Raw genomic sequence first — 14,646 nt, 5'->3', positions numbered from 1 at the left:
TCACACCTTGGTGACTGGTCGGGGGGGCGTACAGGCGCTAAAACCGCTGACATGTTCGGTTTTGCGCCGTTCTCCAGCGGTCCCTTTCGCCACGCCGCAGGCCACAGGTTGCGGGCCCCGCATTGCAGGCCGCGAAGGGGGTTGGACCAGCTGTGTGTTAACCATGATCCGCATGCCGGGCGGAATTTTCAGAGGACTCCTATGACCGAACCCAGCCAAGACAGCGCCAAGAAGGGGATTTCCTTCGGGCGCCTGGTGCCGCTCCTCATCCTGATCGCGGGGCTCGGGGCCTTTTTCCTGCTTGGCTGGCACAAGTACGTCAGTTTCGACGTATTAAGGGAAAACAGGGCCTATCTGCTCGACCTTGTCGCCCGCTACGGCATTGTCGCCGGGTTCGGGTTTATCGGGCTCTATGCGCTGGTGGCGGCTTTTTCCATCCCCGGCGGGGCGATCCTGACCATTACCGCGGGTTTCCTCTTCGGCCCCCTCTTCGGCACGGTTTATGTGGTGATCGGCGCCAGTCTGGGGGCCTGCGCCCTGTTTCTGGCGGCGCGCTACGCCTTTGCCGACCTTCTGCGGGCCAAGGCCGGGCCGGCGATCCAGAAGATGGAGGCGGGCTTTCGCGAGAACGCCTTCAACTATCTGCTGCTGCTTCGCCTGGTGCCGCTGTTCCCCTTCTTCGTCGTCAATCTGGTACCGGCCTTCCTGGGGGTCACGCTGCGCACCTATTTCATCGCCACCTTCTTCGGCATCATTCCGGGCAGTTTCGTCTATGCCCTGGTGGGTAACGGCCTGGGGGCCATCTTCGACCGTGGCGAGGTTCCGGACCTGGGCACCATCTTCCAACCGCAGTTCCTGGCCCCGATCCTGGGCCTGGCGGTTCTGGCGATCATCCCGGTGATCTACAAGAAGATGAAGGACCGCAAGAAGAACTGAGGGTTTTGCTGGTCTTTAGGCCCGGTTGTGACCCGGATGGGGCCATTTTTCACAGAAAGTTGAAGCAGATCGCCGGAGCGTGATTCGTGTTTGATCGCGCATCTTACCATTCTCTCTTCACCGGCAGATCACGGCCCCAATCGGCGGCCCGCCGGATCGGAGGGCGCCCACTGGCGGGCGCCGTAACAGATCGATCAAGCTTGGAGGCTTAATCACGATGCTGAAGAAAACCCTTGTTGCGCTGAGCGTTGCCACTGTTTCCGCCGGTGCGGTGGCTCTGCCGCTTGCCGCGGCCAACGCCGCCGACACCTCGGTGCAGATTGCCGCCTGTAACCCTTGCGCGGCGAACGCCTGCAGCCCCTGTGCGGTGAAGAAGAAGGCAGCCTGCAATCCCTGCAACCCCTGCAATCCCTGTGCAGCGGCGAACCCCTGCAATCCTTGTGCGCCCAAGAATCCCTGCAATCCTTGCGCCGCCAAGAGCAACTAAGGCTGCATTGACAGCGCCTATCCGCAGGTGCGCCCGTCTTCCCATGGCCCGGCCTTCCGGCCCGGGGGCGGGCGCACCCGCGCCTTTCCTGATCGCCGTTCCCATTGCTGACCCTGTGTTGGCCCCGCGCCCCACACCGTTTCCGGACCTGTTTGACTTGGTCCTTTTGCCATCGGGCCGGAGTCCCGCCCGTCCCGCAAGCGTGCTATAAGCCTTGGTTATGTTGGGCCATAAAGCACCGGGGAACAGCCTTCGCCTGCCCCCCCTCATCAAGAGCCTCTCGGCCAAGCTGCTGCTGTTGACGATCGTCTTCGTGATGATTGCCGAAGTGCTGATCTATGCGCCCTCCATTGGCCGCATGCGGCTGGTCTATCTGCAGGAGCGGCTGGCGGCCGCCCATCTGTCGATCCTGGCCCTGGAAGCAACACCGGACAACATGGTCAGCAAAGACCTGGAGGCCGAGCTGCTGCAGCATGTCGGCGCCTATATGGTCGCCCTGAAAAAACCCGATCAAGGCAAGCTGATGCTGATGGTCGAGGGGCCGGAGGCTATCGACGCGACCTATGATCTCAGTCAGGCAAGCTTCTTTGGCCTGATCCGCGATGCGGTCGTTGCCCTGGCGGCACAGGAAAACCGCCTGCTGCGGATCATCGGGCCATCGCCGAAGGACCCCGCGGTGGAGGTCGAGGTCGTGTTGGACGAGGCGCCGATGCGCCGCGACATGCTGGATTTCTCATACCGCATCCTCAACCTCTCGCTGGTCATCTCGATTTTCACCGCGGCCCTGGTGTATCTCAGCCTGCATCTTCTGATGGTCCGGCCGATGCGGCGCATCACCGCCAGCATGGCGGCCTTTCGGGAGAACCCGGAGGTGGCGGCCGGCGGCCTCACCTCCACGGAGCGCAGCGATGAGATCGGCATCGCACAGCGCGAGCTGGTGACCATGCAGGAGGGGCTGCGCGCCGCGCTGCTGCAGAAGACCCGTCTGGCCGCCCTCGGCGCCGCGGTCACCAAGGTCAATCACGATCTGCGCAACATTCTGGCGACCGCCAGCCTGATTTCCGACCGCCTGGCGCGCAGCGGCGACCCGGCGGTGCGTTCCATGGCGCCCACCCTGGTGGGTGCCATCGACCGGGCCCTGCATCTCTGCGCCCAGACCCTGCAGTTCACCCGTGAGGGGCCGGCGCATCTGGATCTCAACCGCTTTGATCTGCGCGACCTGATGACCGAGGTGCGCGAAGGTCTGGCCGGCGTCGGCGTCGGCCGCGCCGGCTGGCTGAACGAGGTCGAGCGCGGCTTTTCCATCGAGGCCGACCGCGAGCAGCTCTACCGCGTGTTCTCCAATCTCGGACGCAATGCGCTGGAGGCCGGCGCCACCGAAGTCCGCATCGCCGCGCGCCCGGTGCGTGACTATCTGGTCATCGATGTCGAGGACAACGGCCCCGGCATGCCCGAAGAGGCCAAGCCGCATCTCTTCAAGCCCTTCACCGGGTCGACCCGCGAGGGGGGCAGCGGCCTGGGCCTGTCGATCGCCCATGACATCATGCGCGCCCACGGCGGCGACGTGCGCATGGAACAGTCCAACGGCGAGGGCACGCTGTTCCGCCTCGTCCTGCCGGTGGCGCAAAGCAGCGCCCAGCCGGCGGCCAAGAAGGCGAGCTAGAAGGCGTTTGGCTGACAGGCCAGCGCGTCCTGCATCTCGGTCGTCTGCGATTACGAGGACCCTAAGGGGCTCACGATGAGTTCCTCCTTGCAGCGACCGGCCGGAAACTCAGGGAGCTGGCAAAGCTGATTCCAATGCCTCAGCTCGCCGCAGCAACCTGACCGGCAACCCGGCTTACCGAATCAGCAGATCCTCAAATCGCTCAGCATCCGAACGAGTTTTTCAACAAAATCGACTTTGAGACAGATCGGGCGGAAACAATAACTGCTTGAGTTCATCGGATACCAAGTTTGTTCAAGAGACGTTCTCGCTTCATCAGCCACCAGCCTGATTCAATCGGCCACATTGCATAGTTTTCATTTGAGCCGAGTTCCTTTGCCGCATGCAGTGGCCAGTTCGGATCGTCAAGAAATTCTCTGGCCAAAGCGATCATGTCGGCCTTGCCGGTGTGGAGGAGGTCTTCGCAAACCTTCGCATCCCACAGGAAGCCGACCGCCATGGTCGCAACATCAGTGTCTTCTCGGATCCGTTCGGCAAAAGGTACTTGAAAGCCCTGCTCAATGATCATCCGACGCGGCCGTTCCTTTCCGCCAATGCCGCCGGTTGAGCAATCAATCATGTCGACACCCGCCGCCTTGAGCGCTTTTGCAGTCTCCACCGCGTCTTCCACCTCTATCCCGTCTTCAAGCCAATCGGTTGCCGAAAGGCGGAACGCGAGTGGGTATGCTTCCGGCCAGTTCGCCCGAATGGACTTTGCCACTTCCACGGCAAACCGCCTGCGGTTTTCGTTACTTCCACCCCACCTATCCATGCGCTGATTGGCAATGGGGGATAAGAATTGATGAACCAGAAACCCGTGGGCCGCATAGACCTCAATGATCTTAAACCCTGCTTCTTGTGAGCGTTTTGCAGCCTCACCAAATGAAGCGATTACCTGCTCAATATCTACCTCCGACATCTCCGCAGGTGCCGGCCAACCGTCCGCATAGGGAATTGGCGAAGGTGCAATTGCCTTCCATGGCGCCTCATTTCGTTGAGAGACATCTTCATCGTCAACGGGCGTTTCCCCGTGCCAAGGCCGGCGCTCGGATGCCTTCCGGCCGGCATGGCCAAGCTGGATGCCAGGGATTGAACCCTCTTGGCGTATAAACTCGGTGATGGGTATCAGATCGTCTATCTGCGCGTCCTGCCAGAGCCCAAGATCGCCGTGTGTTCTTCGTCCATTTGGTTCGACGGCTGTAGCCTCAGCGTACACCAATCCCGCACCGCCCATGGCAAAGCGGCCAAGGTGCACCACGTGCCATCCATTGGCATGGCCGTCCCTTGCCCGGTACTGGCTCATGGGTGAAACGGCGATGCGGTTTTTGAATGTGATATCACGCAGTGTAAATGGAGAAAAAAGCTCGGCCATCTATCGTTGCTTTCCTATCGCAGGACGTAGTCACCGATGTAGCAAGACTAACGCCGAGTGTTGAAGTAACAAATCAGTGGATATGACGGTTTCGGAATAGCATTGGTGCTAGATCGGATCATGATTTGACGGAACCACTTCGTGGTTGCGCCAAAACATGTGAATCCGATCGCCATCAAACAGTTAGAGCAGATTCACCCGGTCGATGGATCGCCTCCGGCGATTCCATCCGACCGGAATCTGCTCTAGGCTGCGCTTCGCGGGGAAGTCCGACTTCCAATTCCAGATCGGACGTTGCCGGGACTTGAAGGGGATACCTCGTTCTGTCCGTTGGCGGACGGGACACCGAAACGACTTCCCGTTTCGGTGTCGGTCACGAAGCGGCCGTGCGGTCCTGGGGCGCTCGAAAGGTTCGCCACCCAGGCCGGTCAGGCGCATGTCCCGGCCTCAGTCGAGGGCCAGGAACTGGGCCTTCAGATAGGCGCTCTCCGGCAGGGCCGGGTGGACCGGATGATCGGGGGCGGCCCCGGAAGTACGCAGGATGCGCCCGCTGCGCCCGGCGTCCTGCAGGCCGCGGCGCACCTGGCCGGCAAAGCTGTCGACATCGGCATGGTGCGAGCAGGAAGCCGTTACAAGATAGCCGCCCTTGGCGACCAGGGTCGCCGCCAGGCGTGCCAGCTTGCGATACCCCTTCAGGCCCTGGGCCAGGTCCTTTTTCGATTTGACGAAGGCGGGGGGGTCGACGATGACCAGCTCGTAGCGTTCGCCGGCGGCCGCCAGGCGCTGCAGTTCCTGAAAGACCTCTGCCTTGACGAAACGGCAGCGCTCGCTCACGCCGTTGGCTTCGGCCGCCATGGCAGCGAGGTCGAGTGCCCCCTGGGAGCGGTCGACGGCGGTGACGGTCTTGGCCCCGGCCAGGGCGCAGAGCACGGCAAAACCGCCGGAAAAGCTGTAGCAATCGAGCACCCGGGCGTTCTTCGACAGCCCGGCGGCCCAGACACGGTTGTCCCGCTGGTCATAGAACCATCCGGTCTTCTGGCCGCCCTGAAGGTCGGCAAAGAAGCGGGTACCGTTTTCTTCCAGCGCCAGGGGGCCGTCGATCCGGCCTTTCACGATCTCTACGGTTTCGGGCAGATGCTCCAAGGCGCGCACAGTGCCGTCGTTGCGCAGCACGATGGTGGCCGGAGCAATCACCTGGTCCAGGGCATCGATCAGCGTTTCGGTCAGGCGCTCCATCCCGGCGGTATTGACCTGGATCGCCAGGGCATCGCCGAAGCGGTCGACGATGAGGCCCGGCAAACCGTCGGCTTCGGCGTGGATCAGGCGATAGTAGGGCGTGCTGATCAGCCTTTCGCGGATCTCCAGCGCCCGGCCGAGCCGCATCGCGATGAAGTCGCGGTCGATGGTGGCGCCGCGCTTTTCCGAGAGAAGGCGGGCGGCGATCAGCGGATGCCGGTTGAAAAAAGCGGTTCCCTGATAGCTGCCGTCCGGATCGCGCAGGGCGACGAGGGCGCCCGGGGGCACGGCCTTGGCGGCGGCGTTCATTTCGACTTCGTTGGAGTAAACCCAGGGGTGACCGCGGCGCAGCCGCTTCACGCCCTGGGGCTTCAGGGTGATGCTCGGCAGTCTTGCGCTGCTTGCGGGCGAAGACGGCATAGTCGCGGGGTCGGCCTGCGGCGCAGGCGGTGGGGCGCTTTGCGGAGGTATGGGGTTGGTCATCTACCCGCAGTCTAGCCACCGCCGACGCCGCCGCAAGCATAGTGCGTTATCGCGTGCTGATTTTCCCAGGCGCGTGTTTTCTGTTTGCGCCGCTGTGCGCCGCGATCCGCGCCTTGCGCAACCCTGCCTGGCCCGGTTTCAGGCCTGCTGTCGTGCCTCGGCTTCAAGGTTCCCACTTGTTCCGCCGTTACTGGGTGAGCACCACCCCCTCGCGGCGCGGGTCGGCACCGCCGTCGAGCCCGTCCCCGGTCAGGCGGATGCCGTGCAGGCCGGAGGTCAGGTCGCGCAGATTGACCTCGTGGCCCAGGGCTTCCAGCGCCGTCTTGGCGGCTTCGAGGCCGCGGCCCTCCTCCAGGTCGGTCGCCCCGTTGCGGTTGACGAAGTTCGGCAGGTCGATGGCGTCCTGCATGGAGAGATTCCAGTCCAGGGCGCCGACGATCGCCTTGGTGGTGTAGCCGATGATGCGGCTGCCGCCGGGCGAACCGATGGCCATGACGAAGCGGCCCTGGCGGTCCAGCACCAGCGTCGGCGACATGGAACTGCGCGGCCGCTTGCCGGCCTGGACGCGGTTGGCGACCGGCAGCCCGTCGACGGAAGGCCGGAAGGAGAAGTCGGTCAGCTCGTTGTTCAGCAGAAAGCCTTCCGCCATGACCCGCGACCCGAAAGCGCTCTCGATCGAGGCGGTCATGGAAACCGCGTTGCCATCCTTGTCGACCACTGAAAGGTGCGAGGTCGAGGGCGGGTTGAGCTGCTGCGGGCTGTGGGCCTGCTGCATCCGCAGACCCGGTTCGGCCTTGCCCAGGCTGCCGGCGGGGGAGATCTGTTTTGCGCGTTCGCCCAGGTACTGCGGGTCGAGCAGCGCCTCCACCGGAACCTCGACGAAATCGCTGTCCGCCAGAAAGCGGTTGCGGTCGGCAAAGGCAAGGCGGCCGGCCTCGGCAACCAGATGGATCGCTTCCGGCGAGGCGGCGCCCATCGCCGGCAGGTCGAAGGGCTCCAGCAGGCTGAGGATCTGAAGCACCGCCACCCCGCCGGAGGTCGGCGGCGGCATGCCGCAGACCTGCCATTGACGATAGGGCGCGCAGACCGGCTTGCGCCGCTTGGCCTGATAACCCGTCATGTCGCTGTAGCTCAGCAGCCCGGGGTTGCCGGAAGCGGCGCGCACCTGGTTCACGATATTGACCGCGATCTGTCCCGTATAGAAGGCATCGGCGCCGTTCTCGGCGACGGCGCGCAGGGTGTCGGCATAGGCCTGGTTCTTGCGCAGGGTTCCGACCGCCAGCGCCTCCCCGGCGGCGTCGTGGAAGTAGGCGGCGGTCTCGTCATAGCGCTTCAGATACTTGTCCCCGGCGATCAGGCCGTGGAGCCTGGGTGAGACCGCGAAGCCTTGTTCGGCCAGTTCGATCGCCGGGGCGAAGAGGTCGGCCCAGGGCAGGCGGCCATGGTCCTGGTGGGCCAATTCCAGCATCCGCAGAAGGCCCGGTGTGCCCACCGAACGTCCGCCGACCACAGCATCCCAAAAAGCCATGGGCTCGCCGTCGGCTTTCAAAAACAGGTCCTCACCGGCCTCGCTGGGCGCGCTTTCGCGGCCATCATAGGCGGTGACGCTGCGGTTGTCGGCCTGATGGTGCATCAGGAAGGCGCCACCGCCGATGCCGGAAGACTGTGGTTCCACCAGACCCAGCACCAGGGCTGTGGCGATGGCAGCGTCGACGGCCGAGCCGCCCTGGCGCAGCATGCGCATGCCCGCTTCGGCGGCCAGGGGATTGGCGGCGGCCACCATGTGCTGCGGCGATTCTCCTTCAGTGGTGGTTGTTTCGCCGGGTGCCGTGCAGCCGGCGATGAGCACTGTTGCTGCTGCGAGGCTGGTGATGGCCCGGCGCAGCGGTGTTGGCGCGAGGCAGGAGATATGAAACATGACGCAGTCCTCTTTCAGCGGCGCAGTGGGAATCCCGGGGCGGGACGGTCCCGGGGCTTGATTCACAGTCTCGATTGTTCAACCAGAAACGACCATCCGCTAGCATCGGACAGACCGGCGGCCATTACCAGGGGAAGAATAAGAGGCAACACTGCAGCGCGCGGGAAGACGCGCACAGTGGGAAGATCGGGGCAGCGGGACCGGGCGTGTTGTCAGCAAACCGGACGGGTCGCGGAGGCGATGAGCTTGCACATCTGCAGGCCTTTTACGCAGTGGCCGCGTTCATGCAGGACATTGGATATCCAGCTGTCCGCCCCCCGCGCCTCCGTCTGCATCAATGTGGTATGGATGGCAGAGCAACCCTGTTGTTCTGCCACGCGTTCGATCGCGCGCACCAGCGCCCGGGCGACGCTCGTGGGGTCCATGATATCCAGGGCGCAGAAATGATCGGCGAAGAGGATCGGGCCGTGCAGCAGGTCTTCAGCCAGGAGGTAGGCCCCCAGGCCGACGATACAACTTTGTTCGTTGCGTACCGAAAGGATGCCCGCTCTGTCCCGTGCCTCCCGCGCAAGGCGGGCCTCCGCAAAGCGCCGCCAAGCCTCGATCGAGGCGTCCGGCAGAACGGTCTGCACCAGGGGATAGGCGCGATCCACCTCTTCGTTGGATAAAAGACTGACGTTGAGTTTTCGCAAAATCAAGGGCATCCTAATGATAGAGAGACAGGCAAAGGGTGGGCGTGAAGCCGAGGCCGCGTCCTTGATCTGCGTCAATCGTGGAATTATTACCTACCTGCATGTCATGCAGGGACGGAGAGCTTGGGAAGGTCAGGTGGGAGGATCTAGTCTAAATGGCTGTATTTGACGTCAAGCACGTGGGCAGTCTTTCCCCTGCGGTTCCGCGGGAGGGCGCGGGGCCGTCGCCCTGCAGCGCCTGCGAAATCCGCAGCCTCACGATCTGCGCGCCGCTCAACGACATCGAGCAGACGCAGATGGCAGCCATTGTCAGCACCGTCGAACTGCAGTCCGGCAACCCCTTGTTCGATGAGGGTGAGCCGGCTGATCATGTCTTTAACGTCACAGCCGGCACCGTGAAAGTTTACAAACTTTTGCCGGATGGGCGGCGCCAGGTAACCGGTTTTCTCTTCGCCGGTGATTTTCTTGGGCTGGCCAACCAGGAAACCTATGCCTACAGCGCCGAGGCGGTGACGCTCTGCAATCTCTGCCGTTTTCCCCGGCGTAAGCTGGAAAACCTGATGGAGCGCTTTCCCAGGGTCGAGCAGCGGCTGCTGAACATCGCCAGCAACGAGCTGGCGGCGGCACAGGATCAGATGCTGCTGCTGGGGCGCAAGACAGCGCGCGAGAAGATCGCTTCTTTCCTGATACTGCTGGCCAGGCGCGCGCGTCAGCGCGGCGTGAATGACAACCCGGTTTTCGTGCCGATGAGCCGCACGGACATTGGCGATTTCCTGGGCCTCACGACCGAAACCGTGAGCCGTACCTTCACCCAGTTGAAGAAGAGCAACCTGATTCGCCTGCTGCCCGACAGCAAGGTGGAGCTGTCAGGGCGCGAAGATCTGGAAGAGATCGCCGGCGGTTTCTAGCGGCCTGCCGATTTTCCTGCCACTGTCTGTCCGGCCGGGCTCAGCCCTTGCGTGAATTGTGGATGATCGGCGGTACCGACTGCAGTTCGGCATCCCAGGGGAACAGAATCCAGGTGTCCTGGCTGACTTCGGTCACAAAGGAGTCCACCAGCGGCCGCCCTGCGGGCTTGGCATAGACCGTGGCGAAATGGGCCTTGGGCATCAACTCACGGACCACCGAGGCGGTCTTTCCCGTGTCCACCAGGTCATCGATGATCAACCAACCCTCGCTGTCGTGGTCGACGTTCTTCAGGACCTCCAACTCGCCCTGGGTATTGTCGTCGCGATAGCTGACGATGCAGAGGGTATCGATCATGCGCAGGTCCAGCTCACGGGCGATCACCGCTGCCGGCACCAGGCCGCCGCGGGTAACCGCAGCGATGCCTTTGAAGGGCCCTTTTTCGACCAGGCGCCAGGCCAGCGCGCGTGAATCGCGGTGAAGTTGGTCCCAGGATACGGGAAAGCTTCTCTGTTCTGCCTGCGCCATTTTACGTCTGTTTCCCCCTTGTTCCGGGCCGCGCCGGGTGGATGACCGCGGGGCAGCAGCGGAAGGCTGTTGATACCTGCCGAAACGCAGGCTCGCAGAGGCCTTTATTCGCTGCCGGGGGCAGGCTGTCAAATCTGGAAAATGCCCTAGAGCTTTTTCGACTGACGTCGAAGCGGTTCCGGCCCGCTCCCCCACCCGGCCACCCATAGGATACTGGCGTTGGGTGGCCGGGAGGGGGAGCGGGCCGGTGCCGTCTAAACCGAAAAGCGTCTAGCTGGAAATTTCGCCGGTTGGGACCAACTGAACCGCGGCAATCCGCCAGGAGCCGTCGGGCTGCATTTCCATGGTGTAGATCGCGATCACGGCGTTGCCGTCCGGGCCGACGAAGCGCACGGCCTGACCGGTACGTCCGGAGACCACCCGCGCATCGAGAAACTCGACCGACTGTGGCCGATAAACCGACATATAGCCGCCGCGTACCATGGCCATGAAATTGTCCGGCGTGCCGAACATTTCGCGCAAGCGCGGTGTGGCGAAGGAAAAGGCCCGCGCCCCGTCATCGGCCTGAAAGGCATCGAGCTGGGACTGAATGGTGCGCAGGATCGCCTGGCGGTCGGCCGGCACCGGCTGGCCGCTCTCCTGGGGGGAGGAAGCCTGGGCCCAGACGGGCGGTGCGCCGCCACCCAGCGCGAGGCTGATGAATACAACGGTAAAGATGAAGCCCAGATTGGCGTGAAACCGTGAAATGAACGCAAAAAGCATAGAACCCCCTCCTGTCTTTTCTAAGCAAATAGATCAGAGCGGGCTTGGGACCAGCCCCCCGGTCCCGAAAAGCTGGGGTCCCGAAAAGCCCCAGTCTCCAAAAACTGCGTACCGGAAAGACTGAGGGCCGTTCAGTCAGCCGCAAACATCAGCAGCTGATCGAACGGCCCTTGGAAGCCGCAGATGGTACCGCTGCCGCTTTCGCGGCACGGGTTGTCTATCGGACGTAGACGTGAACCTCGGTGACCTGCGCCTGCGCGCTGCTGGTTGCCGACAGCGTCATACGGTCCGCCGGCAGGCCCATGGAGGTCAGGGTCCGCAGCACGCCTTCTGCATTGCGGCGTGAGCGTGTGGTGTCCAGGGCGACCTGGGCGGCATCGCCCTGGCTGGGCGATACGGCGACGATGTCGAAGGCCGCGTTGGGGCGCCTTTCGAGGGCCGAGCCGACGACGGTGAAGAGTGCCTGCTCGTACTGCACATCGGGCCGGTCGAAACGGATCACCGCCAGGGGCTGGCGCTGGCCCACCTGACTGGCGGCCCCGCCTGCCGGTGCCGGCGCCGGCACGCCATAAGACCGATTGGCCAGGCTGCCGCCGATGTACTCACCGTTGTCGATGGCCACCTGCATGGCGGTCAGATTGAGCCGCTCGTTGGCAAAGTAGTTCTGGGTACGGGCGATGTCGTCGGTCAGCTCGTTGAGCAGCCGGTCGATGATCACCACGGTCTTGTTGACCTCGTCTTCCAGCACGGCCAACTGGCGGTGGTCCTCTTCGACCGCGCCGCGCAGTTCAAAGGTCGTGCTGGTGGATTCCAGCAGGAAGGCTGACAGGGATGCGGTGCCGGACACCTGGCTGGCCAGGGTGTTCAACGCGGCGATCGATGCGCCGACCTGCTGAAGCTCCGACTGGGCCTGATTCCACTGGGCCACCAGCTCCGGGTTGCCGGGCGTGGTGCCGACCTGCAGGCGGGCATTCATCGCCGCCTTCAGGGAATGATAGTTGCCGGCAAACTGGCGTGCTGAAACCCGCAGACCCTGAAGCGAATTGTTTTCGCTCGACAATTCGCCCTGAAGCCGCAGGAGATCGCTTCTCAGGCCTTCGATCTTTTGCCCGACGACGGTTCCCGTCGGCCGCATGTTGCTGACGGTGGGCGGCTTGAAATCGGTGGTACCCAGAATCTGGGGCACCGGTGTCGACGGGGCAGCCGGCGGCGGTGCCGGTGCGGTCTCTACCGCAGCACTCTGGGTGGTTGTGGCGGTCTCAGCCGGCGGGGCTTCGGCGCTGCTGCTCGCAGTGCTCGACTCCTTTTGCGGCATGGCACAGCCGGTGACGAGGAGAAGCGCGCCGATGACCACCGCAGTGCGGCGAAAGGGCAAGGAGTGTCTATTCGACATAGAGATTTCCGTACAGATTTACGGGACAGCACAACCAGGTAACGACTTGCAGATTAACCATCTAAGTCTTTACATATTCTTGCTATCCCAGCCCCCCTAGGAAGATCGCGAGATAGTAGAGTATGGATTCTGGGGGTACAAGAGCCATTTCCTTGGCCAGATTGGTGCCGGAATCCCGATTCCGGGCCGGAATCCATGACCTTACGGGGCGTGGCGAAGCGCTTGCAAGGGCCCGGGGCTTCGAGTAATGTCCGGCCTCTTCGCGGCGGAAACTATGCCGCCAAGGCGGAGTTTTGCTTTTATTTGCGCCCGTAGCTCAACTGGATAGAGCGTCTGACTACGGATCAGGAGGTTGGGAGTTCGAATCTTCCCGGGCGCGCCATACCCCGCTGAAAAATAAAAAGAAAACGGGGTAGGAAAACTTTCGGTTTCCACTTTTTTCGCCAGTGGTTTCCACTTTTCCCGATTCGTTCTAACTCCCTGCGCCGGCGGCACAGCCCTGCGCTGTCGTTGGGCTCGATCTCGCTGTGCGCTCCCGGTCCGCTGCGAGGCCGATCAGGGCTCGGAGCTGGTTCCAGCACGACCAGGACAAATTGGGCCGGTGGGGTGCTCGCACGCTGCAAGGTCCATGTTCGCCGGCCCTGCAGCGGCGCAGAATCGCTGTGTCGCCTTCCGTTCTGGCCTCTGGGCAGAAGCGCACCGCGCCGCCGGCGCCGTTGAGGGAATCCTGCCGGAGGAATGTCATCGCCCACGAGTTGGGCTCGGATTCCCTGCCATCTCCGTCACCCCTTCAGCCACCACCGATGCCCCCAAAACCAGCCTGGATCGGCAAGTGTATTGGTGGGGCTGAAATGCGTGTGCGAATCGTGTTGTACGGCGTCTTCTTCGCACAGCAGTTCTGTTCCGAGTGCATCGCCTGAACTCAGCGGATCGATGGCATCTGCATGGCCACGAGCCCAGGTTAACCACCTTTCGAGATCTTCCTCGTTTGCTTGCAACCCGCCATCGGCCACGGCTGACAGAATGGCTGCCACGTAACTGCGCAGGTCGCCAGCGAGGCGCCAAGCGGCGGCCCGCTGCTGGAGGGCGACCTCCTTGAGTCTCTCGGCTCGGTACTCCGCTTCCAGCCTCCGCTGCTCCTCCGCCTCCCGATACCTCTGGCGCTCCTCTTCCTCCCGTTGCTCCCGCCTTGCGGCCTCTTGACCCGCGGCCGCCATGATCCCGGCCAGCATCTCAGCAATCTTGGTCTCCAGGGGCTTTCCTTCCTCGTCGCCCCAGGAAGAGGGAACGTCCTTGGGAAGCCAGCTCTTTACCGAGAAATCCAGCGCCCCGGTGGCCTCTCTCGTCTCTATCCACTTGCGACCGGCTAAGCCCATCTTCGCCGCTTCTTCGGGGCTGAGACGCTGGCGTTGAGAGAGGACCCGCTCGTAGAAGTTCATGTCGACGCGATCATGACCGTGGAGTGCCCAGACCCCTGCCCAGTGGCTGCGTTCTGCCTGGACCTTGAAGCCGCGGCGCTCGAGTTCTCGGAACAGCGTGTCGAGGATGCGCAGACGTCGGCGCGCAAGCGGGGTTGCCAGGACTGACTTTGACTTGCGCCGCCCATAGAGGGAGTCGCGGGTGCGCTCCAGCTCGATTTGCTCCTCATTCAGCCAGTCCCTGATGATCCGGTGCGGATTTCTGAGCTGACGCGGCACCTTGAGTGGGCCGATCTCCTCCAGCAGCCGGTCGAAGAGCTCGCGGCCCGGGCTAGGAGTTATCGGGGTCTGTTCCTCGACAGGGGTGTCGCTGGGCTTGCGCAGGCGCAGGTTGACAGGCACCTCGGGATACCGCGGGTCTGCAATGTCGAGGAGGGACGGACGCTTGACCCTTTGCCCCGCGCTTTTACGCGCCCAATAGCCTCGGGGAGGCACCGGGATGCCGTGGCGCTCGCAAACCTTGGCGAGGCCGCGTCCCGACATGCCAAGCTCCTTTGCCAGCTGGTCGACGGGCGTCTTCCAGACCCGGTCGTAAAGCTCACGCCGAGTAAGTCGCAGCGTCCCTTTCGTCACGATCCAACTCCTTGTTAACGAGGGGCACCGAGCCCGCGTGTCGATCTCAAATCCGGCTGCCGGCTCTGCCCGCCGGGCAAATCGAACCCCACGACATGCATTCGGGCGCATTGTTGGGATCAAAACAAGACCACGCGTTCGTCGCGTTTTGCGAATTTCAACCAGCCATAGATACTTTAG

12 protein-coding genes and 1 tRNA gene are annotated in these 14,646 nt (G+C 63.1%); 5 read left to right on the top strand and 8 right to left on the bottom strand.

Going from position 1 to position 14,646, the window contains the following annotated elements:
* Positions 1–201 precede the first annotated feature (201 nt).
* The 3 genes from HBA54_RS22005 to HBA54_RS29740 all read left to right on the top strand — a co-directional run bounded on the left by HBA54_RS22005 (position 202) and on the right by HBA54_RS29740 (position 3,086).
* Positions 202–936, top strand: coding sequence for a TVP38/TMEM64 family protein (locus HBA54_RS22005; RefSeq protein ID WP_167228742.1), 735 nt, complete (start codon positions 202–204; stop codon positions 934–936).
* Between the two features lie 217 nt (positions 937–1,153).
* Positions 1,154–1,423: a hypothetical protein gene (locus HBA54_RS22000; RefSeq protein ID WP_167228740.1), complete on the top strand. Its 270-nt coding sequence runs from the start codon at positions 1,154–1,156 to the stop codon at positions 1,421–1,423.
* Between the two features lie 220 nt (positions 1,424–1,643).
* A complete protein-coding gene (locus tag HBA54_RS29740) occupies positions 1,644–3,086 on the top strand; it encodes a sensor histidine kinase (protein WP_167228738.1) in 1,443 nt (480 codons plus the stop codon).
* 274 nt (positions 3,087–3,360) lie between these two features.
* Here HBA54_RS29740 and HBA54_RS21990 read toward each other — a convergent pair whose 3' ends face one another.
* From HBA54_RS21990 to HBA54_RS21975, 4 genes are all read right to left on the bottom strand, one after another.
* Entirely contained in the window at positions 3,361–4,497 is a 1,137-nt protein-coding gene (locus tag HBA54_RS21990; protein ID WP_167228736.1) for an NADH:flavin oxidoreductase/NADH oxidase, read from the bottom strand.
* A gap of 447 nt (positions 4,498–4,944) precedes the next feature.
* On the bottom strand, positions 4,945–6,153 hold the full coding sequence (locus HBA54_RS21985) for a class I SAM-dependent rRNA methyltransferase (protein ID WP_167228734.1): 1,209 nt from the start codon (positions 6,151–6,153) through the stop codon (positions 4,945–4,947).
* A gap of 250 nt (positions 6,154–6,403) precedes the next feature.
* Positions 6,404–8,134: a gamma-glutamyltransferase gene (gene ggt, locus HBA54_RS21980; protein ID WP_167228732.1), complete on the bottom strand. Its 1,731-nt coding sequence runs from the start codon at positions 8,132–8,134 to the stop codon at positions 6,404–6,406.
* A gap of 212 nt (positions 8,135–8,346) precedes the next feature.
* Positions 8,347–8,826 carry a hypothetical protein gene (locus tag HBA54_RS21975; protein WP_167228730.1) on the bottom strand — a complete coding sequence of 160 codons (480 nt, stop codon included), beginning with the start codon at positions 8,824–8,826 and terminating at the stop codon, positions 8,347–8,349.
* A gap of 155 nt (positions 8,827–8,981) precedes the next feature.
* Here HBA54_RS21975 and HBA54_RS21970 point away from each other — a divergent pair, with 155 nt between their 5' ends.
* Positions 8,982–9,734, top strand: coding sequence for a cyclic nucleotide-binding domain-containing protein (locus HBA54_RS21970; protein WP_167228728.1), 753 nt, complete (start codon positions 8,982–8,984; stop codon positions 9,732–9,734).
* A 40-nt stretch (positions 9,735–9,774) separates the two neighbouring features.
* On the opposite strand, the gene gpt is transcribed toward HBA54_RS21970, so the two are convergent.
* The 3 genes from gpt to HBA54_RS21955 all read right to left on the bottom strand — a co-directional run bounded on the left by gpt (position 9,775) and on the right by HBA54_RS21955 (position 12,415).
* On the bottom strand, positions 9,775–10,260 hold the full coding sequence (gene gpt / locus HBA54_RS21965; RefSeq protein ID WP_167228726.1) for a xanthine phosphoribosyltransferase: 486 nt from the start codon (positions 10,258–10,260) through the stop codon (positions 9,775–9,777).
* 270 nt (positions 10,261–10,530) lie between these two features.
* Positions 10,531–11,022, bottom strand: a complete 492-nt coding sequence (locus HBA54_RS21960) for a DUF4864 domain-containing protein (RefSeq protein WP_167228724.1) — start codon at positions 11,020–11,022, stop codon at positions 10,531–10,533.
* Positions 11,023–11,239: 217 nt separating this feature from the next.
* A complete protein-coding gene (locus tag HBA54_RS21955; RefSeq protein WP_167228722.1) occupies positions 11,240–12,415 on the bottom strand; it encodes a hypothetical protein in 1,176 nt (391 codons plus the stop codon).
* 305 nt (positions 12,416–12,720) lie between these two features.
* On the opposite strand from HBA54_RS21955, the gene HBA54_RS21950 reads away from it, so the two are divergent.
* Positions 12,721–12,797 (top strand) — tRNA-Arg (locus HBA54_RS21950).
* Positions 12,798–13,197: 400 nt separating this feature from the next.
* On the opposite strand, the gene HBA54_RS21945 is transcribed toward HBA54_RS21950, so the two are convergent.
* Positions 13,198–14,466: a hypothetical protein gene (locus tag HBA54_RS21945; RefSeq protein ID WP_167228720.1), complete on the bottom strand. Its 1,269-nt coding sequence runs from the start codon at positions 14,464–14,466 to the stop codon at positions 13,198–13,200.
* Between the last annotated feature and the right edge of the window lie 180 nt (positions 14,467–14,646).

Origin of the sequence: Pelagibius litoralis, assembly GCF_011683915.1 — a bacterium.
Lineage (GTDB): Bacteria > Pseudomonadota > Alphaproteobacteria > Kiloniellales > Kiloniellaceae > Pelagibius > Pelagibius litoralis.
This window is presented reverse-complemented; position numbering and strand designations above follow the sequence as displayed.

Excerpts from the sequence above, each read along its gene's own strand:
- gpt (WP_167228726.1), bottom strand. The coding sequence starts at position 10,260 with ATGGCGCAGGCAGAACAGAGAAGCTTTCCCGTATCCTGGGACCAACTT.
- HBA54_RS21960 (WP_167228724.1), bottom strand. The coding sequence starts at position 11,022 with ATGCTTTTTGCGTTCATTTCACGGTTTCACGCCAATCTGGGCTTCATC.
- HBA54_RS29740 (WP_167228738.1), top strand. The coding sequence starts at position 1,644 with ATGTTGGGCCATAAAGCACCGGGGAACAGCCTTCGCCTGCCCCCCCTC.
- HBA54_RS21955 (WP_167228722.1), bottom strand. The coding sequence starts at position 12,415 with ATGTCGAATAGACACTCCTTGCCCTTTCGCCGCACTGCGGTGGTCATC.
- HBA54_RS21970 (WP_167228728.1), top strand. The coding sequence starts at position 8,982 with ATGGCTGTATTTGACGTCAAGCACGTGGGCAGTCTTTCCCCTGCGGTT.
- HBA54_RS22000 (WP_167228740.1), top strand. The coding sequence starts at position 1,154 with ATGCTGAAGAAAACCCTTGTTGCGCTGAGCGTTGCCACTGTTTCCGCC.
- HBA54_RS21985 (WP_167228734.1), bottom strand. The coding sequence starts at position 6,153 with ATGCCGTCTTCGCCCGCAAGCAGCGCAAGACTGCCGAGCATCACCCTG.
- HBA54_RS22005 (WP_167228742.1), top strand. The coding sequence starts at position 202 with ATGACCGAACCCAGCCAAGACAGCGCCAAGAAGGGGATTTCCTTCGGG.
- ggt (WP_167228732.1), bottom strand. The coding sequence starts at position 8,134 with ATGTTTCATATCTCCTGCCTCGCGCCAACACCGCTGCGCCGGGCCATC.
- HBA54_RS21990 (WP_167228736.1), bottom strand. The coding sequence starts at position 4,497 with ATGGCCGAGCTTTTTTCTCCATTTACACTGCGTGATATCACATTCAAA.